The 22,847-nt window shown below is 52.7% G+C and carries 22 protein-coding genes, 2 tRNA genes and 1 other RNA gene; 12 read left to right on the forward strand and 13 right to left on the reverse strand.

Features of this window, described 5'->3' with window-relative positions; translation table 11 throughout:
• Nucleotides 1-17: 17 nt before the first annotated feature.
• Entirely contained in the window at nucleotides 18-320 is a 303-nt protein-coding gene (ghoS, locus tag CRO87_RS16325) for a type V toxin-antitoxin system endoribonuclease antitoxin GhoS (RefSeq protein WP_097163986.1), read from the forward strand.
• Nucleotides 321-407: 87 nt separating this feature from the next.
• Entirely contained in the window at nucleotides 408-1,265 is an 858-nt protein-coding gene (locus tag CRO87_RS16330) for a fructosamine kinase family protein (protein ID WP_097163987.1), read from the forward strand.
• A gap of 45 nt (nucleotides 1,266-1,310) precedes the next feature.
• Here the strand turns inward: CRO87_RS16330 and tonB are convergent, their stop codons facing one another.
• Entirely contained in the window at nucleotides 1,311-2,030 is a 720-nt protein-coding gene (gene tonB, locus CRO87_RS16335; RefSeq protein WP_217992674.1) for a TonB system transport protein TonB, read from the reverse strand.
• A gap of 221 nt (nucleotides 2,031-2,251) precedes the next feature.
• Between tonB and CRO87_RS16340 the strand changes: the two genes are divergently transcribed.
• The gene (locus CRO87_RS16340) at nucleotides 2,252-2,548 is read left to right on the forward strand and encodes a YciI family protein (protein WP_097163989.1); all 297 of its coding nucleotides are present in this window, start codon (nucleotides 2,252-2,254) and stop codon (nucleotides 2,546-2,548) included.
• Between the two features lie 47 nt (nucleotides 2,549-2,595).
• Here the strand turns inward: CRO87_RS16340 and CRO87_RS22595 are convergent, their stop codons facing one another.
• Complete coding sequence (locus CRO87_RS22595; RefSeq protein ID WP_097163990.1) at nucleotides 2,596-2,769, reverse strand: YciY family protein; 174 nt, start codon at nucleotides 2,767-2,769, stop codon at nucleotides 2,596-2,598.
• Between the two features lie 138 nt (nucleotides 2,770-2,907).
• Here CRO87_RS22595 and cls point away from each other — a divergent pair, with 138 nt between their 5' ends.
• Both cls and CRO87_RS16355 read left to right on the forward strand, forming a co-directional pair.
• Complete coding sequence (gene cls, locus CRO87_RS16350) at nucleotides 2,908-4,368, forward strand: cardiolipin synthase (RefSeq protein ID WP_097163991.1); 1,461 nt, start codon at nucleotides 2,908-2,910, stop codon at nucleotides 4,366-4,368.
• A gap of 34 nt (nucleotides 4,369-4,402) precedes the next feature.
• Complete coding sequence (locus CRO87_RS16355; RefSeq protein ID WP_097163992.1) at nucleotides 4,403-4,732, forward strand: HI1450 family dsDNA-mimic protein; 330 nt, start codon at nucleotides 4,403-4,405, stop codon at nucleotides 4,730-4,732.
• A gap of 44 nt (nucleotides 4,733-4,776) precedes the next feature.
• Here CRO87_RS16355 and CRO87_RS16360 read toward each other — a convergent pair whose 3' ends face one another.
• The 7 genes from CRO87_RS16360 to CRO87_RS16390 form a co-directional block, all read right to left on the reverse strand.
• Nucleotides 4,777-5,610 carry an ion transporter gene (locus CRO87_RS16360; protein WP_255252516.1) on the reverse strand — a complete coding sequence of 278 codons (834 nt, stop codon included), beginning with the start codon at nucleotides 5,608-5,610 and terminating at the stop codon, nucleotides 4,777-4,779.
• 45 nt (nucleotides 5,611-5,655) lie between these two features.
• The gene (gene oppF / locus CRO87_RS16365; RefSeq protein WP_097163994.1) at nucleotides 5,656-6,660 is read right to left on the reverse strand and encodes a murein tripeptide/oligopeptide ABC transporter ATP-binding protein OppF; all 1,005 of its coding nucleotides are present in this window, start codon (nucleotides 6,658-6,660) and stop codon (nucleotides 5,656-5,658) included.
• Nucleotides 6,657-7,667: an ABC transporter ATP-binding protein gene (locus CRO87_RS16370; RefSeq protein ID WP_097163995.1), complete on the reverse strand. Its 1,011-nt coding sequence runs from the start codon at nucleotides 7,665-7,667 to the stop codon at nucleotides 6,657-6,659. The genes oppF and CRO87_RS16370 overlap by 4 nt, the downstream gene beginning before the upstream one ends.
• 11 nt (nucleotides 7,668-7,678) lie before the next feature.
• The gene (gene oppC / locus CRO87_RS16375; RefSeq protein WP_097163996.1) at nucleotides 7,679-8,587 is read right to left on the reverse strand and encodes an oligopeptide ABC transporter permease OppC; all 909 of its coding nucleotides are present in this window, start codon (nucleotides 8,585-8,587) and stop codon (nucleotides 7,679-7,681) included.
• A 14-nt stretch (nucleotides 8,588-8,601) separates the two neighbouring features.
• On the reverse strand, nucleotides 8,602-9,522 hold the full coding sequence (gene oppB, locus CRO87_RS16380; protein WP_097163997.1) for an oligopeptide ABC transporter permease OppB: 921 nt from the start codon (nucleotides 9,520-9,522) through the stop codon (nucleotides 8,602-8,604).
• Nucleotides 9,523-9,640: 118 nt separating this feature from the next.
• A complete protein-coding gene (gene oppA / locus CRO87_RS16385) occupies nucleotides 9,641-11,272 on the reverse strand; it encodes an oligopeptide ABC transporter substrate-binding protein OppA (RefSeq protein WP_097163998.1) in 1,632 nt (543 codons plus the stop codon).
• 756 nt (nucleotides 11,273-12,028) lie between these two features.
• A complete protein-coding gene (locus tag CRO87_RS16390) occupies nucleotides 12,029-12,676 on the reverse strand; it encodes a YchE family NAAT transporter (protein ID WP_097163999.1) in 648 nt (215 codons plus the stop codon).
• A 477-nt stretch (nucleotides 12,677-13,153) separates the two neighbouring features.
• Between CRO87_RS16390 and adhE the strand changes: the two genes are divergently transcribed.
• Nucleotides 13,154-15,829, forward strand: coding sequence for a bifunctional acetaldehyde-CoA/alcohol dehydrogenase (gene adhE, locus CRO87_RS16395; protein WP_097164000.1), 2,676 nt, complete (start codon nucleotides 13,154-13,156; stop codon nucleotides 15,827-15,829).
• 66 nt (nucleotides 15,830-15,895) lie between these two features.
• Here the strand turns inward: adhE and tdk are convergent, their stop codons facing one another.
• A complete protein-coding gene (gene tdk / locus CRO87_RS16400; RefSeq protein WP_097164001.1) occupies nucleotides 15,896-16,522 on the reverse strand; it encodes a thymidine kinase in 627 nt (208 codons plus the stop codon).
• 557 nt (nucleotides 16,523-17,079) lie between these two features.
• Here tdk and hns point away from each other — a divergent pair.
• Nucleotides 17,080-17,490 carry a histone-like nucleoid-structuring protein H-NS gene (gene hns, locus CRO87_RS16405; protein ID WP_097164002.1) on the forward strand — a complete coding sequence of 137 codons (411 nt, stop codon included), beginning with the start codon at nucleotides 17,080-17,082 and terminating at the stop codon, nucleotides 17,488-17,490.
• Nucleotides 17,491-17,658: 168 nt separating this feature from the next.
• Here the strand turns inward: hns and galU are convergent, their stop codons facing one another.
• The 3 genes from galU to rssA all read right to left on the reverse strand — a co-directional run bounded on the left by galU (nucleotide 17,659) and on the right by rssA (nucleotide 20,778).
• A complete protein-coding gene (gene galU, locus CRO87_RS16410) occupies nucleotides 17,659-18,567 on the reverse strand; it encodes a UTP--glucose-1-phosphate uridylyltransferase GalU (RefSeq protein ID WP_097164003.1) in 909 nt (302 codons plus the stop codon).
• Between the two features lie 197 nt (nucleotides 18,568-18,764).
• On the reverse strand, nucleotides 18,765-19,778 hold the full coding sequence (rssB, locus tag CRO87_RS16415; RefSeq protein ID WP_097164004.1) for a two-component system response regulator RssB: 1,014 nt from the start codon (nucleotides 19,776-19,778) through the stop codon (nucleotides 18,765-18,767).
• 88 nt (nucleotides 19,779-19,866) lie between these two features.
• Nucleotides 19,867-20,778: a patatin-like phospholipase RssA gene (gene rssA, locus CRO87_RS16420; RefSeq protein WP_097164005.1), complete on the reverse strand. Its 912-nt coding sequence runs from the start codon at nucleotides 20,776-20,778 to the stop codon at nucleotides 19,867-19,869.
• A gap of 112 nt (nucleotides 20,779-20,890) precedes the next feature.
• On the opposite strand from rssA, the gene CRO87_RS16425 reads away from it, so the two are divergent.
• From CRO87_RS16425 to CRO87_RS16445, 5 genes are all read left to right on the forward strand, one after another.
• Nucleotides 20,891-21,349, forward strand: coding sequence for a YchJ family protein (locus CRO87_RS16425; RefSeq protein ID WP_097164006.1), 459 nt, complete (start codon nucleotides 20,891-20,893; stop codon nucleotides 21,347-21,349).
• A 46-nt stretch (nucleotides 21,350-21,395) separates the two neighbouring features.
• Nucleotides 21,396-22,238, forward strand: coding sequence for a formyltetrahydrofolate deformylase (gene purU, locus CRO87_RS16430; RefSeq protein ID WP_097164007.1), 843 nt, complete (start codon nucleotides 21,396-21,398; stop codon nucleotides 22,236-22,238).
• Nucleotides 22,239-22,392: 154 nt separating this feature from the next.
• Nucleotides 22,393-22,477 (forward strand) — tRNA-Tyr (locus tag CRO87_RS16435).
• Between the two features lie 43 nt (nucleotides 22,478-22,520).
• Nucleotides 22,521-22,652: non-coding RNA, RtT sRNA (locus tag CRO87_RS16440), on the forward strand.
• A gap of 34 nt (nucleotides 22,653-22,686) precedes the next feature.
• A tRNA-Tyr gene (locus tag CRO87_RS16445) sits at nucleotides 22,687-22,771 on the forward strand.
• Nucleotides 22,772-22,847 lie beyond the last annotated feature (76 nt).

Raw genomic sequence — 22,847 nt, forward strand, 5'->3', positions numbered from 1 at the left:
TAACAACGAGGTTCCCGATGAGCGGTGATATCAAGCGTTACGTGGTGACGGTAAAATTTCTGGAGCAAACGCTGACGGAAATCAACGAGTTGAATAATCATCTGACCCGCGCCGGATTTACCCTGACGCTGACGGACGATGAAGGCAAAGTGCATGACCTGGGTACCAATACTTTCGGGCTTGTCAGCCCGCAAGATGAAGATGATGTCAGGGCCCTGACTTCGGGGCTGGCGGAAACGGCAATCGGCCAGCAGCCCGACGTCAGCGTGACGACGTTTGAGCAGTGGCTGCAGGATAACGTCGCAGGAACGGCAAGTTAAAGCGCACAGTTGTGCGTCAGTTCGAGTTTTTTCATCGCATTTATGCGCTAACCTTATGATCTGGCAGAAAACATGGGGAGAGAGAGCATGTGGCAAGCGATCTGTAGCCTGTTGAAAGAGCACGGAGACGGAGAAATTGAGCTGCGTAACGAACTGCCCGGCGGAGAGATCCACGCCGCCTGGCATGTGCGGATCAGCGGTCAGGATTATTTCGTCAAATGCGATGAGCGGGAGATGCTGCCCATCTTCACCGCAGAAGCCGATCAGCTGGAGCTGCTTTCCAGAAGCGAAACCGTCGCCGTACCCGAGGTGTACGCCGTGGGTAGCGACAGGGATTACAGCTTTGTGGTGATGGAATTTCTGCCACCGCGTCCGCTGGATGCCCACAACGCTTTTTTGCTGGGTCAGCAGCTGGCGCGCCTTCATCAGTGGAGCGACCAGCCGCAGTTTGGCCTCGACTTCGATAATGACCTTTCCACCACACCGCAGCCCAACGCCTGGCAGCGCCGCTGGTCCACGTTCTTTGCCGAACAGCGCATCGGCTGGCAGCTGGAACTGGCAGCGGAAAAAGGGCTGGAGTTCGGCAACATCGACAGCATTGTCGAACACATCCACCAGCGCCTGAGCTCACATCAACCGCAACCTTCGCTCCTGCATGGCGATTTGTGGTCCGGCAACTGTGCGCTGGGGCCGAACGGGCCGTATATCTTCGACCCGGCCTGCTACTGGGGCGACAGGGAGTGCGACCTGGCGATGCTGCCGCTGCACCTGGAGCAGCCACCGCAAATATACGACGGCTATCAGTCTGTCTCCCCGCTACCCGCAGGCTTCCTTGAACGTCAGCCCATTTATCAGCTCTATACGCTGATTAATCGCGCCATCCTCTTCGGCGGCCAGCATTTGGTCACCGCACAAAAAGCGCTGGATCGCGTGCTGGCGGCATAAAAAAAGCCCCGTTAATTCGGGGCTTCTTTTCGATGAGTCATCAGCTTAGCTGATGGAGACGCCTTTCAGGCGGAACTCAATGTTCATGATGATGCCGTTGCCCGGCTTGCCTGCCTCGTAGCGCCATTTGCGCAGGGCCGTTTTCACCTCACGCTCAAACATGTTTGAAGGCTGCGCGGAGAGGATTTCAACATTGTCCACACGTCCGTCCGGCGTAACGTCAAACTTCACACGAACCTTACCTTCAATACGCAGCGCCTGCGCGCGAGCCGGATACTGCGGTTCGCTACGACTAAGCGCACGGGGCCCTGTCGGTGCCGTTACAGTCGGTTTGCTGGTTGCGGGTGCCGTATTGGTCACTGGACGACTCTGCGTTGTCGTGTTTTCAAACGGTGACGCCTCCCGTGGCTCGACGGGTTTTGGTTCGCGCTTTGGCTCCTCCACCTTTTTCACGGGTTTTGGCTTTGGCTTCGGCTTGGGTTTTGGCTCAGGTTTATGAATCACCACCGGCGCTTCTTTCGGCGGCTCAGGCACCACTTCAGGCTCAGGCTCGGGTTCAACCACGGGCTGAGGTGGCGGCTGCACGGCCTGCGGCGGCTCCAGATCGGCCGGAGCGACCATTGTCACCGTGATAGGCTGCGCAGGTGCGGGCAGTTCAATAACCTGATGTACCGAGGTATAAAGCAGACCCGCCACTACGGCTCCGTGGATAACCACAGAGAGCAACGTGGGCCACGGAAAACGGCGAGGTAAATCGAGGGTCATTGAAGTCATAATCGTTGCGGTTGAAAAATGATGCCCCGATTTTAAATGCAAATAGCAATCATATTCAATAAGCCATCTTATCTTCGGTCAACTTTCTGGCTCCATTGGGTAAAAAAAATGCATTTGCGACCCCGGTTACGGAGCGACAGGATCTTTGCATTGCAGTCGCCAGCGCTTTGAAATACCGTATTTCGATATTTTACCCATAAGGAGCTGTGCCCGTGCTTTACGTCATTTATGCTGAAGATGTCGCCGACTCTCTGGAAAAGCGTTTGTCAGTCCGCCCTGCTCACCTCGCCCGCCTGCAGCTGTTGCAGGACGAAGGTCGTCTGCTGACCGCAGGCCCAATGCCTGCCGTAGACAGTAACGATCCGGGTGTCGCCGGTTTTAGCGGTTCCACCGTGATTGCTGAATTTGAGTCTCTGGAAACAGCCCAGGCCTGGGCAGAAGCCGACCCTTACGTGGCCGCAGGCGTGTATGGTGAAGTGAAGGTTCGTCCGTACAAAAAAGTCTTCTGAAGACGCTGAAAATGCATAAGGCACCGCGAACGGTGCCTTATATGCTTTCAGAATTCGTAGATGGCAAAAAGCAGTGAATTTCGCTGCCGGGCCACCAGACATTTCCTGATTGCGTGGATGCGCATGTTGCGACGCGACTGGGCTTCCAGCCACCGCGCTTTGCGACGGCTCACCTGCCGCTGCATCCGCCAGCGCCCCACTTCGTTTCTGCTACGCTTCATTTCTACATCTCTGAGATGAAAGAGCGCACATTATAAACTCTTGTGCCCGGGTGACCAGCGCTTTTGCCTACGCATTTTATTTGCCAGATGAATCCGGATGCGTACACTCTTAACAACAGGCTTTCAAAAGGATTTTTTATGACAACCTTCTACACCGTGGTGAGTTGGCTGGTCATTCTGGGGTACTGGTTGTTAATCGCAGGTGTGACGTTACGCATCCTGATGAAACGCCGTGCGGTACCATCAGCGATGGCATGGTTGCTAATCATTTATATTCTACCGCTGGTTGGAATTATCGCTTATCTTTCCGTGGGAGAGCTGCATTTAGGTAAACGTCGCGCCGAGCGTGCCCGCGCAATGTGGCCTTCAACCGCCAAATGGCTCAACGATCTTAAAGCCTGCAATCATATTTTTGCTGAATCCAACAGCCCGGTGGCCAGTTCGCTGTTCAAACTGTGCGAACGGCGTCAGGGCATTGCCGGAGTCAAAGGCAATCAGCTACAGCTGCTCACCGAATCCGATGACGTGATGCAGGCGCTGATCCGCGATATTCAGCTGGCCCGCCACAATATTGAGATGGTGTTCTATATCTGGCAGCCCGGCGGCATGGCCGATCAGGTGGCCGAAACGCTGATGGCCGCTGCCCGCCGCGGCGTGCATTGCCGTCTGATGCTGGATTCCGCTGGCAGCGTGGCATTCTTCCGCAGCCCCTGGGCAACGATGATGCGCAATGCCGGTATCGAAGTGGTGGAAGCGCTGAAGGTAAACCTGATGCGTGTTTTCCTGCGACGCATGGACCTGCGCCAGCATCGCAAAATGATCATGATAGATAATTATATTGCCTACACCGGCAGTATGAACATGGTCGATCCACGCTTCTTCAAGCAGGATGCGGGCGTCGGGCAATGGGTGGATTTAATGGCCCGCATGGAAGGCCCGATTGCGACCTCGATGGGCATTGTTTATTCCTGTGACTGGGAAATCGAAACCGGCAAGCGCATTCTCCCCCCCGCCCCGGACGTCAACATAATGCCGTTCGAAGAAGCCAGCGGACACACGATTCACACCATTGCCTCGGGTCCGGGCTTCCCGGAGGATTTGATTCATCAGGCGTTGCTGACCGCGGCTTACTCCGCGCGGGAATACCTGATTATGACCACGCCCTATTTTGTCCCGAGCGATGACCTGCTGCATGCCATCTGCACCGCAGCGCAGCGTGGCGTGGACGTCAGTATTATTATGCCGCGCAAGAATGATTCTGTACTGGTCGGCTGGGCCAGCCGCGCCTTCTTCACCGAACTGCTGGCCGCGGGCGTTAAAATTTATCAGTTCGAAGGTGGCCTGCTGCACACCAAGAGCGTGCTGGTCGACGGCGAATTGAGCCTGGTGGGGACCGTGAACCTCGATATGCGCAGCCTGTGGCTGAACTTCGAGATTACGCTCGCCATCGACGACGTGGGCTTTGGCGGCGATCTGGCCGCGGTTCAGGACGACTATATTTCACGCTCCCGCCTTCTGGACCCCGAGCGTTGGTTAAAACGCCCGCTGTGGCAGCGTGGCGCAGAGCGACTGTTTTACTTCTTCAGCCCGTTGCTGTAAAACGTGCCCATTAGCTGAGAACCAGGGTGTCATCATGGATATGGATTTAAATAATCGTCTGACCGAAGACGAAACGCTTGAACAGGCCTACGATATTTTTCTGGAACTGGCGGGCGATAACCTCGACCCGGCCGATATCATTCTGTTCAACCTGCAGTTTGAAGAACGTGGCGGTGCTGAGCTTTTCGACCCGGCGGAAGACTGGCAGGAGCATGTCGATTTCGACCTGAATCCGGACTTCTTCGCCGAAGTGGTCATCGGCCTGGCGGACACCGACGGCGGCGAGATCAACGATATTTTCGCACGCGTTCTGCTGTGCCGCGAAAAAGACCATAAGATCTGCCATATTCTGTGGAAAGAGTAATCTTCACAAAACGGTAATTGAGAGGCTGCCATCGGCAGCCTTTTTTATTGCTCGTCGGGCAAGGCTGTTCCACAGGCACTGCAAAAGTGTGCGCCCTTTTCATGTCCAACGTGCAGACACTGAGGGCATTTGCGCTTGCTGCGCCTTTCCTGATATTGATTGCTCATGTGGGTGGTAATCAGCCCCGTTGGAATAGCGATGACCGAGTAGCCAATTAAAATCAGCAGCGAACTGACGGCACGCCCGAGTGGCGTGTGCGGTGTGAGATCGCCGTAGCCTACAGTGGTCGCCGTCACTATCGCCCAGTACACCGCCGTTCCCAGCGTGGTGAAACCGTTTGGAGGCCCTTCAATGCCGTACATCAAGGCGCCGAACACCACCATCACGATAGCGATTAGAAAGTAAAACACCATCAGCTGATGCCGGGCGCTGATAATAGCTAACCAGAATATTTGCAGGGATGGCATATAGCGCAGCAGCTTCAGAATGCGTAGCGTTCGCATCGCCCGCCAGACAAAAATATAGCTGACGCCAATTTCAGGCCAGAGCCACAGCACGTACGAAGGCAGCGTGGTGATCAGATCAATAATGCCCCAGAAGCTGAACACATATTTTGCCGGATTCGGCCAGCACAGCACCCTCAGAAAATATTCAATTGTGAAGACCAGCGTGACGACAATTTCGAGCAGCATGAAAATATGCCACTCGTCGAACGTCGGGTGATATTGCGTGCCAAAGGCAGATTCAACAAAAATAAGGGCTACGCTGAGCAGTGCAAAAACGCCACAGAGGACTTCAAAGCGGCGTCCTGAGCGGGTTCGTTGGTCGAACAATATATGATAGAGGCGCTGGCGTAACGGGTGCTGTGCAGCAGACACAATAACCTCACAATAAAAAGGGCTGACGATTGTCAGCCCCTGAGATTATAACGGGTCCACCTTCAGGCAGGAAACAGCATGCCGGAAACTGCCTTCCAGAACGGGGCGCGTTTTCGCACATTCCGGCCCGGCAATCGGGCAGCGGGTGCGGAACACGCAGCCAGACGGCGGATTAATTGGCGACGGTAATTCACCTTCGAGCAACTGAATGGTTTTGTTCTTTTCCAGATCAGGGTCAGGAATGGGCACCGCGGACATCAGCGCTTTGGTGTAGGGGTGCAGCGGGTTGTGATAAACCTGATCGTAGGTTCCCAACTCCACGGCATGACCAAGATACATCACCAGCACGCGATCGGAGATATGCTTCACCACCGCCAGGTCGTGCGCGATAAAGATCAGCGACAGCCCCATTTCACGCTGTAGCTGCTGCAACAGGTTAACGACCTGCGCCTGAATCGACACGTCCAAGGCCGAGACCGGTTCGTCACAGATAATCAGCTTTGGCTCAAGGATCAGCGCGCGGGCAATCCCGATACGCTGGCACTGGCCGCCGGAGAACTCGTGCGGATAGCGGTTGATCAGGTTTGGCAGCAGGCCTACTTTCATCATCATCGCCTTCACGCGGTCACGCACTTCCTGGCGCGGCATGTTGGGATGATAAGTGCGCAGCGGCTCGGCAATGATATCGCCAATGTTCATGCGCGGGTTCAGGGAGGCCAGCGGATCCTGGAAAATCATCTGAATGTCGCTGCGCACGGCGCGCCATTCGTCAGGCTTCATACCCAACAGATCTTTACCCAGCCACGCCACTTTCCCTTCGGTGGCTTTCACCAGGCCGATAATAGCACGCGCAAACGTCGATTTACCGCAGCCCGATTCGCCCACAACCCCAAGCGTTTCCCCTTCATAAAGACGCAGCGTGACGCCATCCACGGCTTTCAGGGTTTTTGACGGCTGCCAGAACCACTGCTTACCGTCTTTGATGTCGAAATGCACTTTCAGATCGGCAATTTCGAGCAGTACTTTTCTTTCTTCGCTCACAGCATTCATACCAGATCCCCCACCGCTTTAAAGCAGGCGCGTAAACGGCCTGGCGCAAACTCCTCCAGAGGCGGAGCAGAGTTACAGATTTCCATCGCGTGCGGACAACGTGGCTGGAACGGGCAGCCTTTCGGCAGGCGCATCAGGTTTGGCGGGTTGCCTGGAATCGTCAGCAGAGCTTCACCTTCCGCATCCAGACGCGGCACCGCATTGAGCAGGCCCATCGAATAAGGATGCGCCGGGTGATAGAACACATCACGCGCATTGCCGTATTCCATGGTGCGTCCGGCGTACATGACCAGCACTTTGTCGCAAATTCCAGCCACAACGCCGAGGTCGTGGGTGATCATGATGATGGCCGTGTTGAACTCGTGCTTAAGCTCATTCAGCAGCGTCATGATCTGCGCCTGAACGGTCACGTCCAGCGCGGTGGTCGGCTCATCGGCAATCAGCAGCTTTGGCCGACACAGCAGCGCCATGGCGATCATCACACGCTGACGCATCCCGCCGGAAAATTCGTGCGGAAACATACGCATGCGCTTGCGCGCTTCCGGCATTTTCACCGCATCCAGCATTTTAACCGACTCTTCGAACGCTTCGGCTTTGCCCATACCTTTGTGCAGCATCAGCACTTCCATCAGCTGATCGCCTACGCGCATGTACGGGTTCAGCGAGGTCATTGGATCCTGGAAAATCATTGAAATCTGTTCGGCGCGCAGCTTGTTCAGCTCTTTTTCCGGCAGGTTCAGGATCTGGCGACCGTTGAAGTTTGCCACGCCGCCAATACGACCATTCGACGCCAGCAACCCCATCAGGGCAAAGGCGGTCTGGGATTTGCCCGAACCGGATTCACCCACGATACCCAGCGTCTCCCCTGCTTTAAGGCTGAAGTTCAGGTCGTTTACCGCCGTCACGTCGCCGTCTGGCGTGGCAAAAGTCACGCGTAAATCTTTCACATCCAGCAGCAAGCCTGATTTCTGCTGCTGCGGGGCGTTAACCATTTCAATCGTGCTCATGGCATCACTCCTTAGCGGTCTTTCGGGTCGAGGGCATCACGCAGGCCATCGCCGATAAAGTTGAAACAGAACAGGGTTACCACCAGGAAACCCGCCGGGAACAGCAACAGCCACGGAGAAACTTCCATGGAGTTGGCGCCATCGCTTAACAATGCGCCCCAGCTGCTCAGCGGCTCCTGGGTACCCAGACCGAGGAAGCTCAGGAATGATTCAAACAGGATCATGCTTGGCACCAGCAGCGAGGCATAAACCACGACCACGCCCAGCACGTTCGGCACGATATGACGCACGACGATGTTCGCGGTTGACACGCCACCGACCTGCGCCGCTTCAATAAACTCTTTGCGTTTCAGGCTGAGGGTTTGCCCGCGGACGATACGCGCCATATCCAGCCAGGACACCATCCCGATAGCCACGAAGATCAGCAGGATGTTTTGCCCAAAGAAGGTCACCAGCAGGATAACGAAGAACATGAACGGGAAGGAGTTCAGGATCTCCAGCAGACGCATCATCACCGAATCCACTTTGCCGCCCAGATAGCCGGAAAGTGAGCCGTAAAGCGTGCCCAGGACAACGGCAACCAGCGCCGCAGCGATGCCGACCATCAGTGAAATTCGCCCACCGATTGCCACGCGAACCAGCAGGTCACGGCCGGATGAGTCGGTGCCGAAATAGTGACCTGAGGTCATGTCCGGGGCGCTGGACATCATGCCCCAGTCGGTATCGAAGTAGCTGAACTGTGACAGCATCGGTGCCAGGGTGACGAACAGCGCAATCACCACCAGCACGCAGAGGCTTGCGACCGCTGCGCGGTTATGCATAAAACGACGGCGGGCATCCTGCCAAAGGCTACGGCCTTCGACTTCCAGTTTTTCACTGAAGTGTTCCAGCGCCTCGCTGTTTTTCTTACTCAACATCATGGCGAACTCCAGTGTCAGTAACGGATTTTCGGATCGATAACGGCATACAGCACGTCAACAATCGCGTTAAACAGAATGGTCAGCGCACCAACCAGAATGGTCAGGCTCAGGACGAGAGAGTAATCACGGTTCAGCGCACCGTTCACGAACAGCTGGCCAATGCCTGGCAGGCCGTAAATCGTCTCGATAACCATTGAACCGGTGATGATCCCGACAAATGCAGGCCCCATGTAGGAGAGCACAGGCAGCAGAGCCGGCTTCAGCGCATGGCGGAAAATGATGCGGCGCATCGGCAGGCCTTTTGCCCGCGCGGTACGAATGAAGTTGGAGTGCAGCACTTCAATCATCGAGCCACGGGTGATTCGTGCAATGCTGGCGATATAAGCCAGAGAGAGTGCAACCATCGGCAGGATCATGAATTTCAGCGCCCCGCCGTTCCAGCCGCCGCCGGGCAGCCAGTGCAGCGTGATGGCGAATATCATCACCAATAATGGTGCGACCACGAAGCTCGGGATAACCACCCCGGTCATCGCCACCCCCATCACGGCGTAGTCCCATTTCGTATTTTGATTCAGCGCGGCAATCACCCCGGCGCTGACGCCCAGAATGACCGCGAGGAAAAAGGCCGCAAAGCCTAATTTGGCCGACACAGGGAAGCTTGCCGCCACCAGGTCGTTCACGGAGTAATCTTTATATTTGAATGACGGCCCAAAATCGCCGTGCGCCAGCTGCTTCAGATAATTGAAGTACTGGACACCGATGGGATCGTTCAGATGGTATTTCGCTTCAATGTTCGCCATGACTTCTGGCGGCAGCGTACGTTCCCCGGTGAATGGACTGCCCGGCGCAAGACGCATCATAAAGAAGGAAATGGTAATAAGAATAAAGAGTGTCGGAATCGCTTCCAGACAGCGACGTAATATAAATTTCAACATTGCCCGTACCTTCTGGCGTGTGCCTTTTACATGTCCCGACAGTCAGGCTGCGCGGTCATGCGATAGTGCGTGGAATAAGACACAGTGGGGCAACTTGACGCTGCCCCACGGATTGCCATTAATGCTTAATGATGTACAGATCTTTGGTGTAGATATTGTCCATCGGATCTTTACCGGTGTAACCGCCAACCCATGGTTTCACCAGACGGGCGTTCACATAGTAATAAACCGGAACAATCGCTGAGTCTTTGCCCAGTTGCTGTTCTGCTTTGTCGTACAGCGCGGAACGCTGCGCTTCATCAGTCACCTGCAGGGTCTGCTTCATGATCGCATCAAACGCCGGGCTCTTATAGTGCGCGGTGTTCATGGAGCTGTCAGAGAGCATGGTGTTCAGGAAGGAAGTCGGTTCGTTGTAGTCCGCACACCAGCCGGCACGCGCAACGTCATAGGTCCCCTGATGACGGGTATCCAGGAAGGTTTTCCACTCCTGGTTCACCAGCTTCACGTCCACGCCGAGGTTTTTCTTCCAGATAGAAGCGGCGGCGATAGCCAGTTTCTTATGCAGATCGGAGGTGTTGTACAGCAGGTTGAAGGTCAGCGGCTTATCAGCCGTGTAGCCTGCTTCTGCCAGCAGTTTTTTCGCTTCCGCGTTACGCTGTTCCTGGGTCAGTTTGAACCAGTCTGGTTCGGTCAGCTTCGCGCCATCGGTGTACGGAGGGGTGTAACCGTAGGCTGGCAGGTCGCCCTGCGCTTTCACTTTATTGGTGATGATATCGCGGTCCAGGCCCAGCTTCAGGGCGGTACGCACGCGAGCATCGGTGAATGGCGCTTTCTGGTTGTTGATTTCGTAGTAGTAAGTACACAGATACGGGTCAACGTGAACTTCGGTCGGGATCTCTTTTTTCAGCTTCTGGAACAGCTCAATCGGCAGGTTGTTATAGGTCATGTCGATTTCGCCGCTGCGGTAACGGTTTACGTCCGTCACTTCAGAAGAGATTGGCAGGTAGGTGATCTGGTCGATAACGGTTTTTTTGTTATCCCAATAGTTCGGGTTGCGCTCCATCACGATGCGCTCGTTCACCACCCAGTCTTTCAGCTTGTAGGCACCGTTGGTGACGATATTGGCAGGCTGAGTCCACTTCTCACCGAATTTTTCGATGGCGGTTTTGTTCACCGGGGACATCGCCGGGTTCACCAGCAGCTTGTAGAAGTAGGGAACCGGCTCACTCAGGGTGACTTCCAGGGTGTGATCGTCAATCGCTTTTACGCCAAGATCGGTGGTCGGTTTTTTGCCGTCGATGATTTCATCAACGTTCAGGATGTGACCGTACTGCGGGTAGCTTGCATACGGGGACGCGGTTTTCGGGTCCACCAGACGCTGCCAGCTATAGACGAAATCTTGTGCCGTTACCGGCTCACCGTTGGACCATTTTGCGTCTTTGCGCAGGTGGAAGGTCCAGACTTTAAAATCTTTGTTGTCCCAGCTTTCAGCAACGCCCGGGATCGGGTGACCGTCTTTGGTCGAGGTAATCAGCAGGCCTTCAAACAGGTCGCGGCTGACGTTGGCTTCCGGTACACCTTCAATTTTGTTCGGATCCAGCGACTGTGGCTCTGCGCCGTTGTTACGGATCATAGTCTGCTTATCTGCCAGATTAACGCCCGCAGGAACGTCTGCAGCCATTGCATTTCCTGCGATAAGTGCAGCTAAAACACCCGCTGCAATGAGGCTTTTTTTTGTGATGATGGACATTGTGTTGATACTCCGCTCATTATAATTACTGGCTTGTGCCAGCCTGTTTAATCCCCGAAGGGTTTCCCGTACCGCGCAGGAGTGAAAGCGCGTGTCGGGTTGTTACTGCCTGCTATCACCGACTTCATTATTACGGTCACTCTTTTTCGGCAACCTTACGTCGATTCTTTACGTTATCCCCCCTGTCGGGATAACCGGTGTTCTTTTCACGTCAGGAGAATTATTTGGAAATTATTCTCATCCCCGTGTTTTGTGTTGCGAAATGCCTGCGCGGAAAAGTATCAAATGCATTTCCCGCCCGCCAATACATTTTGCAAATTTGTTAACTAATTCTCTTTTGTGGCCAGAACTTCGAATGAAACCTGGCGATATCCGCAGCAGTACTAAAAATTTAATTTTTTAATATCAATCATTTAAATCTGTCACTCTCCAAAGCGCTCGAAGCGGAGTGCTTGCGATGGCTTTTTACACAAAAATTTAACAATTGATTATTATTTAGCACATTCCACTGCGTTAGAGGTGAAATTACTAATATCATTTCGATTATCACACATCAAGCGTAACAGTATCATGTAATAGAAATAACATTGTTACGTGTGCAACTACCTGGGCGGGATGCTTATAATGCATTGATTGTAATGATTTTATCTAAATATAAGGCAATGTTATTGCTGACGCCTTTATCAGATTTTTTGATATGTTTTGCTATAGGATGAAAGAAAAGCGAGGCCAGTGCGGCCTCACTTCAGGGGAGAGTTACGCGAGCAGGCCAGGGAAGATGGATTTGATGCCTGCGACGATAAATTCGATACCCAGCGCCATCAGCAGCAGGCCCATGATACGGGTGATAACGTTGATGCCGGTTTGCCCAAGCAGGCGCACCAGCCAGGGTGCGATGCGGAACAGGCCCCAACAGCAAAGCGCGAACAGCGCAATCGCCACCGAGAAACCAATCAGGTGTGCCCAGTTGTGATAACGGGTTCCCCAGACGATGGTGGAACTGATGGCCCCAGGCCCCGCCATCAGCGGTAATGCCAGAGGAACAACACCGACGCTTTCGCGAATCGCCGTTTCTGATTTTTCCTGCTTGTTTTGCTTATCCTCACCGAGTTTCCCGCTGATCATCGACATGGCAATAGTGACCACCAGAATCCCGCCCGCAATGCGGAAGGAGTCTATCGATATACCGAAAAGCTGGAGGATGCCGTCACCGAGGAACAGTGAAGTCCATAAAATGATGGCAACGGAGAGGTTAGCCGTCAGGTTAGTTTTATTGCGCGCGGGTGCCGTCTGATAACTGGTCATACTGATGAACACCGGGATGATGCCCACCGGGTTTACCAGCGCAAATAAACCAATGAAAAACTTCACGTATGTTGGAAAATCGAACAACGATTGAATCACGGTAACCCCGCGCCCTCATCAAAAGTGGTAGTTGACGTACAGTCATCATGGAAAACGCGCTGAAGATACGCTGTTTGGCGCTATTCTTCACCACAATTCTACTCAAAAACACGTCCGGCAGACGTTGTTATGTATCTGTTTAAATTATGCTAATGTTATTTCAGTCCGAAAGTACGATCTTTTAACACTTGATACAATCCGCTAAAACCGGCCTGCTGAAAGGAGTCAGCTTGGTGTAATCTTGATTTAGATCACGCAATTCGTACTCAGAAGTGGGTAATCTTGATGTCGCACCAGGGAGTAGCCCGGTTCCCTAACCGGGTGTAATGGAAGGCTCTTTTAGTAAGTCAGTGGATTGAAGGTCGTAGGTAACCTGTTGGTTTTATGGCGTTTACGCAAGCTGGCGACCGTCTGTCTATACTGTCGTATCGCACAGCTGATTTACTAAAAAAGTTTAACATTATCCAGGAGAGCATTATGGCTGTTACTAACGTCGCTGAACTGAACGCACTCGTCGAGCGCGTAAAAAAAGCCCAGCGTGAATATGCCAACTTCACCCAAGAACAGGTTGATAAAATCTTCCGCGCCGCCGCTCTGGCTGCTGCAGATGCTCGAATCCCTCTCGCGAAACTGGCCGTTGCCGAATCTGGCATGGGTATCATCGAAGATAAAGTGATCAAAAACCACTTTGCTTCTGAGTATATCTACAACGCCTATAAAGATGAGAAAACCTGTGGTGTGCTGTCTGAAGACGACACATTCGGGACTATCACCATCGCAGAGCCAATCGGCATCATCTGCGGTATCGTACCGACCACCAACCCAACTTCTACTGCTATCTTCAAATCGCTGATCAGCCTGAAGACCCGCAACGCCATCATCTTCTCTCCACACCCACGTGCTAAAGATGCGACCAACAAAGCGGCCGACATCGTTCTGCAGGCAGCTATCGCTGCGGGTGCACCAAAAGATCTGATTGGCTGGATTGACCAACCGTCCGTAGAACTCTCTAACGCCCTGATGCACCACCCGGACATCAACATGATTCTGGCGACCGGTGGCCCAGGCATGGTTAAAGCTGCATACAGCTCCGGTAAACCTGCTATCGGCGTAGGCGCGGGTAACACCCCGGTTGTTGTTGATGAAACCGCAGACGTGAAACGTGCTGTCGCTTCCATCCTGATGTCTAAAACCTTCGACAACGGCGTAATCTGTGCTTCTGAACAGTCCGTCATCGTTGTTGACTCTGCTTATGCAGCCGTTCGCGAGCGTTTCGCTTCCCACGGTGGCTACATGCTGCAGGGCAAAGAGCTGAAAGCCGTTCAGGACATCATCCTGAAAAATGGCGCGCTGAACGCGGCAATCGTCGGTCAGCCAGCAACCAAAATTGCTGAACTGGCAGGCTTCACCGTACCAGCAGACACCAAAATTCTGATTGGCGAAGTGACCGTTGTTGACGAATCTGAGCCGTTCGCTCACGAAAAACTGTCTCCAACTCTGGCCATGTACCGCGCCAAGAACTTCGAAGATGCCGTGGTCAAAGCAGAAAAACTGGTAGAGATGGGCGGTATCGGCCACACCTCTTGCCTGTACACCGACCAGGACAACCAGCCAGAACGCGTTAAATTCTTCGGCGACAAAATGAAGACCGCGCGTATCCTGATTAACACCCCTGCTTCTCAGGGTGGTATCGGTGACCTGTACAACTTCAAACTCGCACCTTCCCTGACTCTGGGTTGTGGTTCCTGGGGTGGTAACTCCATCTCTGAAAACGTTGGTCCAAAACACCTGATCAACAAGAAAACCGTTGCTAAGCGAGCTGAAAACATGTTGTGGCACAAACTTCCGAAATCTATCTACTTCCGCCGTGGCTCCCTGCCAATCGCGCTGGATGAAGTGATTACCGATGGCCACAAACGTGCGCTGATCGTGACCGACCGCTTCCTGTTCAACAACGGCTATGCAGACCAGATCACCTCTGTTCTGAAAGCAGCTGGCGTTGAAACTGAAGTATTCTTCGAAGTTGAAGCTGACCCGACTCTGACCGTTGTTCGCAAAGGTGCAGAGCTGGCGAACTCCTTCAAACCAGACGTGATCATCGCTCTGGGTGGCGGTTCCCCAATGGACGCCGCGAAAATCATGTGGGTGATGTACGAGCATCCAGAAACTCACTTCGAAGAACTGGCGCTGCGCTTTATGGATATCCGTAAACGTATCTACAAGTTCCCGAAAATGGGCGTGAAAGCGAAGATGGTTGCGGTCACCACCACTTCCGGTACCGGTTCTGAAGTTACACCATTCGCGGTTGTAACCGACGATGCGACCGGTCAGAAATACCCACTGGCTGACTACGCGCTGACGCCTGACATGGCTATCGTTGACGCCAACCTAGTGATGGAAATGCCTAAGTCACTGTGTGCGTTCGGTGGTCTGGATGCGGTCACTCACGCCCTGGAAGCTTACGTTTCCGTACTGGCGTCTGAGTTCTCCGACGGTCAGGCTCTGCAGGCTCTGAAACTGCTGAAAGAAAACCTGCCAGCGTCTTATCATGAAGGTTCTAAAAACCCGGTTGCCCGTGAACGCGTTCACAGTGCAGCGACCATCGCCGGTATCGCGTTTGCGAACGCCTTCCTCGGTGTGTGTCACTCCATGGCTCACAAACTGGGCTCGCAGTTCCACATCCCACACGGTCTGGCCAACGCCCTGCTGATCAGCAACGTTATTCGCTACAACGCGAACGACAACCCGACTAAGCAGACCGCATTCAGCCAGTACGATCGTCCACAGGCACGTCGTCGTTATGCAGAGATCGCTGACCACCTGGGTCTGACCTCTTCCAGCGACCGTACTGCGGCGAAAATTGAGAAACTGCTGGCATGGCTGGATAGCATCAAAGCTGAACTGGGTATTCCTAAGTCCATCCGCGAAGCGGGCGTTCAGGAAGCTGACTTCCTGGCACACGTCGACAAACTGTCTGAAGATGCGTTTGACGACCAGTGTACCGGTGCTAACCCACGTTATCCGCTGATTGCTGAACTGAAACAGATCCTGCTGGATACCTACTACGGTCGTGAGTTCACAGAAGGTGAAGCAGTTGAGAAAAAAGCAGCTGCGCCTGCTAAAGCTGACAAAAAAGCGAAGAAAACCGCTTAACTGAAAGCCTGAATAAAAAACCCGCCAAATGGCGGGTTTTTTTACGTCCAAATGAAGCGCTAAACGTCAGGCTTCTACATTTCCTCTGACGCGCTGCTGAATGGCGCTCAGCGACCCTTCCTGAAGCGCTTCTTTATAATGCTTACGGCAGACGGAAACATAGCGCTCGTTGCCGCCAATCACCACCTGCTCGCCTTCATTATAAGGCCGACCGTCCTGATCGAGACGCAGCACCATGCTGGCCTTGCGCCCGCAGAAACAAATGGTTTTTAGTTCCACTAGCTTATCGGACCAGGAGAGCAAATACTGACTGCCGATAAACAGCTCGCCGCGAAAATCTGTGCGCAATCCGTAGCAGAGCACCGGAATATCAAGCTCATCCACCACCTCAGACAGCGCATAAACCTGTTCACGGGTCAGGAACTGGCTTTCATCCACCAAAACGCAGTGTACAGGCGCCTGGGCGTGCTCTGCAGAGATATCATCAAACAGCGATGTCTGAGGGTTGTAGAGCTTTGCAGGCGATGACAGCCCGATACGGGAGCTGACTTTACCGGCACCAAATCTGTCGTCAATTTCTGCGGTATATACCAGGGTGCGCATCCCACGTTCCTGGTAATTGTAAGAAGACTGCAGTAACGCAGTCGACTTCCCGGCGTTCATTGCTGAGTAGTAAAAATAAAGTTGTGCCATTCGAAGCATCGCCTCAATCGTCGTGATTTAATGGCACAAAGTGTACCATATTCACATCCAATTTCAGCGTATCCGCTCGTGGCGTTGAGCCGCTGAGGCCGCAGAATATTAAGTTAATCTTATCTATAATAACAAACGGATAGATGTTTCCATTCTCGGGTTAACTTAGCTGAGCACCAGAGTAGACGCTTCCTGGGCAGGCCACATTTCGTTTAAGAGTTTCCCCGGGTGATGATTCAGATTCTATTGAATGATGAGAAATTCTCTTTGCGCCACCCGGCTAATACGAAAGGCTGATATTTAGCGCCCTGGATATATAGCCTGTGGGTAAACGGCAAAAAAGGACATAGTTTGTAAGGGTGTTCTTAAGTTTTGCCCAGTCAATATGCACCCAGGATGTGAACTGACGCGTAAAATTTAACTATGCCTTATTATTTATTTCTCATAATAACGGGATATTTTGACTTCCTTACAATCGTCCCTATTGCACATCCGAATTTAACGCTCTATTATTAGCTCAACAAACCACCCCACAATATAAGTTTGAGAATACGACAATGAGCGAAGCACTTAAAATTTTGAACAACATCCGTACTCTTCGTGCGCAGGCAAGAGAATGCACTCTGGAAACGCTTGAAGAAATGCTGGAAAAATTAGAAGTTGTTGTTAACGAGCGTCGTGAAGAAGAAAGTGCGGCCGCTGCAGAAGTTGAAGAGCGTACTCGTAAACTGCAACAATACCGTGAAATGCTGATCGCCGATGGTATTGACCCGAATGAACTGCTGAACAGCATTGCTGCTGCAAGCAAGACCGGTGCAAAAGCTAAACGTGCTGCACGTCCTGCTAAATATAGCTACGTTGATGAAAACGGCGAAACCAAAACCTGGACCGGCCAGGGTCGTACCCCGGCAATCATCAAAAAAGCAATGGATGAGCAAGGTAAATCTCTGGATGATTTCCTGATCTAATCTTTTTCTGGCTTTAGCCATTGTTGAAAATCCCGCTTCGCGGGATTTTTTTTATCCCTCGCATCCCGGATCAAATCCTTCCCCGCTTAATTTTAAAACAAATTTTACCCCAGACAATAAAAAACCGGGGTCTTTTCAGTACCCCGGTTGGCAGGACTCAGTAACGAATTACTTGCCGGTGCCGACGGTCTCTTCCAGCCAGGCCTTAAAATCCGCACCCAGTGAATTATGGCGAATACCATATTCAACAAAGGCACGCATATAGCCAAGCTTATTACCGCAATCGTGGCTCTTGCCTTTCATGTGATAGGCTTCAACCGTTTCTTTCTCAATCAGCATATCGATTGCATCTGTCAGCTGAATCTCATCCCCGGCTCCTGGAGGCGTTTTCGCCAGCAGTGGCCAGATTTCTGCGCTCAGCACATAGCGGCCCACGACGGCAAGATTAGAGGGCGCCACGTCAGCTTTTGGCTTCTCTACAACACCCACCATTGGCACGCTGTCGCCCGGATTCAGCGTCTCGCCTTTGCAGTCAACTACGCCATACGCGGTAACATCGTCAACAGGTTCAACCATGATCTGGCTGGCGCCTGTTTCGTCAAAACGCTTGATCATTTCTGCCAGGTTTTCACGAGACAGATCGGACTCATACTCATCCAGAATCACATCCGGCAGGATAACCGCCACTGGCTCATTCCCGACAACGGGGTGAGCGCACAGTACCGCGTGACCCAGACCTTTCGCCAGGCCCTGACGAACCTGCATGATGGTCACATGCGGTGGGCAAATTGACTGCACTTCTTCCAGCAGCTGACGCTTAACGCGTTTTTCCAGCATTGCTTCAAGTTCAAAACTGGTATCGAAATGGTTTTCGATAGAGTTTTTAGAAGAATGCGTTACCAGCACAATTTCAGTAATCCCTGCGGCAATACATTCATTGACAACATACTGAATTAATGGCTTGTCAACCAGCGGCAGCATCTCCTTTGGAATTGCTTTCGTCGCGGGCAACATCCTGGTGCCCAATCCCGCTACCGGGATTACGGCCTTAGTGACTTTTGAATTTAATGCAGCCATTGAAATCTCCTGAACTGTTCAACTTTTGAACTTGCTCGTTAATTAATAACGCGTTGAGTATATCAGTACCGATTGAGCAGCCTGGTCTGAAAAGGACACGTCAACCTTGAATTAGGATTTTACGCATACAACCTGCCGATAGTACCACCACTGTCTGAAAGCACAGACTTCAATGTCTCTGAATTTAGATTAATTGTTCATTCTGCAGACAACATTAAGCGTAAACGCCCGCCCGCGCCCCAAATTTGGCACTGCCATGATTCGCATCGCTGGCTGATTTGGTTTAAATAAGTATTACCCAAAGTCCCCAGCGGGACTCCATTGCTAATCTGTATTTGATGTTGGCCCGTGTTAAGTGTGCCATTAAGTCCCGCAGAGACGAGGATCAGATTTTTAATTCCGCTATGGTAATACCCAACCAGCAGCGGGAACTGTCCGGGTAGATTGGCCTGACGCAACAATTGATTGACCTGTTTAAGCAGACTCCCTAATTCAGGCAGACGCTGCCCTTCATGCGCGAGCTGCTCTTGTAACAAGCCATTAAAGAGCGCACGAAGAAGAAGCGCGGCTAAAACACCGTTATCCCCTGCTCGCGTCACGTCAAGACAATAAAAAGCCAGATCTTTATCTGAAAGCGGTGCAATATCGAGCACCAGTCCAGGATTATCAGCAGACACAAGTTGACGATAATTGATTCGGCAATGCGAAATACTCTGCTGGACAGGCGGCTGAAGCTCCTGCAGTAATTTCGCCGCCATTGCTGGATTATTCACCAGCGCATCCCAGTCCTCAAATAAGCGCTCTTCCTCTTCCACGCGGGAATTGAACATAGTGGGATACAGGCAGGCAAAAACTGTTTCACGTAGTCGGTTAAGATCCTGAACGGGTTTCAGCAATACATCCTGTACGCCAAGCCGCAACGCCTTGGCAATATCGGCCATGTTTTCGGTGGCAGAGATAACCAGAATCGGCAGCTGCTTCCCTTTGTTACGTATAAATTCGATGAGTTTAAGGCCGTTCATCCGCGGCATGGCGATATCACAGATCATCAAGTCAGGCGTCAGCGTCGCCATTTTTTCCAGGGCATCCACGCCATCTTCAGCCAGGGCGGTGTTAGCGCCCAGCGATGAAAGCCACGAATCCAATAGTGAGCGGAAAACGGGTTCGTCTTCGACGATAAGGATAAGTTTTCCCGCCAATGGCTGCGTCATGTTCTCTCCCCTGGCAGACGATAGATAAATAGTGGCACGCTATTGGTGCTCTCGCCTGTCAGATTTTGCTGAAGTCATCGAAAAAGCCCTAACTCTGGCTACGAACCAGAGGTAAAAGTTCATCCATCTTTTTTTCTACCGAAAGCTGTCCGGCAGCAATGGCTGCGGGGGCGCGGTGAAAATCAAGCGTAGAGATCTGAGGGCAAAAAGGTTGCAACAGAATATCCGGCGGGTCACCCGCCATGCGGTTGCGCTTTAATCGGTTTTCCAGCACCTGTATGGAGGTCGTCATGATCTCCATCGCCGTGGGAGTTATGGCCGTCCGGCGGGATGTCATGCGCCCAAGCCTTGCCCGAACACGTTCGTGCCAGCTGAGCGATTCATCACTTTCTGAAGACTGTGGATCGAGCTGAAGGTTCACTGACAACAGATCCTGTTGCATTAAATGCGCGTCGTGCTGCAAATCGACTGCAATCACGATGTCTGCACCCAACGCTCGTGTGAGTGAAACCGGTACAGGGTTCACAACGGCACCATCCACGAGCCAGTAACCATTGTGCATCACCGGTGACATCAGCCCAGGAATACTGCATGAAGCACGTACGGCTAAATGGAGATCTCCCTCTGTGAACCAGAGCTCACGGCCAGTGCTGAGATTTGTGGCGACGGAGGCAAAGCGGCGTTCACAGGCATCGATATTGTCGACAGGGATTAGATGGCGGAACTGACTAAAGACACGTTCCCCGCGCAGCAGCCCTCCACGTCGCCAGGAGAGGTCCATCAGGCGCAGAACATCCCACGAATTGAAGGAGCACACCCATTTTTCCAGCACCGGCAAACGATCGCAGGCATAGGCTGCGCCCACCAGCGAACCAATGGAGCATCCGGCAACAACGTCAATTTCAATGCCCATTTTCTGCAACGCCTTGATCACGCCGATATGTGACCATCCTCGCGCCGCGCCTGCCCCCAGGGCCAGACCAATTTTAAGTTTTCTCATTCCTGCTGCTGCTGAACCCCATTCCTGTCGTAGCAACCTGGCCACTGCTCGGTTAACATATTTGCCGCCGGCGCAGTTGCGCCTTTCTTTCAACACTCACGGGAAGGCATTTATGCATTCACTTTGCCCCTGCGGCAGCGCTCTGGAGTATAGCCTATGTTGTCAGCGATATCTTTCGGGAAGCGAGCCTGCGCCCACGCCTTCACAGCTGATGCGCTCCCGCTACAGTGCCTTTGTCATGAAGGATGCGGATTACCTGGTCAAAACCTGGCATCCCTCCTGCGAACCTCAGGCTTTTCGCCACGACCTTGAGCAAAGCTTCTCGGGTACCGAATGGCTGGGCCTGACAATTTTCGCGGCTGACGAAGGGAAAACTCCCAACGAAGGTTTTGTCAGCTTCGTGGCGCGCTTTCGTGAAAATAGCAAGAGCGGCGCGCTGATTGAGCGTTCAAGATTCTTAAAAGAAAATGGACAATGGTATTATATTGATGGTACACGTCCTCTAATTGGCCGTAATGACCCCTGCCCTTGCGGCTCGGGTAAAAAATTTAAAAAATGCTGCGGGCAGTAAAGCCGCACAAAGTACAGCAAACACCGTCAACAGGATTTCCCCCGCAATGCACTCACAACAACGTAAAGTGTTGCGTACCATCTGCCCCGATCAAAAAGGGCTGATCGCACGTATTACCAACATCTGCTACAAGCACGAGCTGAACATCGTACAAAACAACGAGTTTGTCGATCACCGTACCGGGCGCTTCTTCATGCGTACTGAGCTCGAAGGCATTTTCAACGATTCCACGCTGCTGGCCGATCTCGACAGCGCATTACCGGAAGGCTCCGTACGTGAGTTGACGCCCGCTGGCCGCCGCCGCGTGGTGATTCTGGTCACGAAAGAAGCGCACTGCCTGGGCGATCTGCTGATGAAAGCCAACTACGGCGGGCTGGACGTGGACATCGCCGCCGTCATTGGCAACCATGACACCTTGCGTCCGCTGGTTGAAAAGTTTGATATTCCCTTCCAGCTGGTGAGCCATGAAGGGCACACCCGCGAAGAGCACGACGCGCTGATGGCTGACGCCATTGATGCTCATCAGCCAGATTACGTGGTGTTGGCAAAATACATGCGTGTTCTGACACCCGCCTTCGTCTCCCGCTTCCCTAATAAAATCATTAATATTCACCACTCGTTCCTGCCCGCCTTTATCGGCGCACGTCCTTATCAGCAGGCCTATGACCGTGGGGTGAAAATTATCGGGGCAACCGCGCACTACGTGAATGACAACCTCGATGAAGGCCCAATCATCATGCAGGACGTTATCCACGTTGATCACAGCTATACCGCTGAAGATATGATGCGAGCCGGACGCGACGTGGAGAAGAACGTCCTCAGCCGGGCGCTGTATCAGGTGCTGGCCCAGCGTGTGTTTGTTTACGGGAACAGAACGATCATTCTTTAATCGACTTTCAAATGAATTGGTTAGGTTTCCGTCTCTGCGGATAAAAATCAGGCAACCAGTTGGTTTTTATCCATGGAGAGCTTTACAGGGGCGCATCATTTGATATGATGCGCCCCGCTTCCAACAGAAGCGGGCCAGTAAAAGCAATGCCCCTGGCGGGGTTCCCGAGCGGCCAAAGGGAGCAGACTGTAAATCTGCCGTCATCGACTTCGAAGGTTCGAATCCTTCCCCCGCCACCATTATTCACTACGGGAACGTAGTAACCCCGATGAGTTAATGCGAAGTTTGCACTTATCGGGAAGGGTGAGAACCTTCGACTAAGGTTCGACTCTTGCGACAGCAAGAGAACGTTGCCAAAGGCAACGGCCCGAAGGGTGAGGAGCGAAGCGACGAATAATCCTTCCCCCGCCACCATCAAAAGTATTACGCTCAAGCAGTTCATACCCCTGGCGGGGTTCCCGAGCGGCCAAAGGGAGCAGACTGTAAATCTGCCGTCACTGACTTCGAAGGTTCGAATCCTTCCCCCGCCACCATCTCGCATAAATCATCCATCGCAATATCAGCGCCAAAGCTAATTAGTTCTCCGCATGGGGAAGGATGAGAAGCTTC

This window comes from Enterobacter sp. CC120223-11, assembly GCF_900215375.1.
Taxonomy (GTDB): domain Bacteria; phylum Pseudomonadota; class Gammaproteobacteria; order Enterobacterales; family Enterobacteriaceae; genus Scandinavium.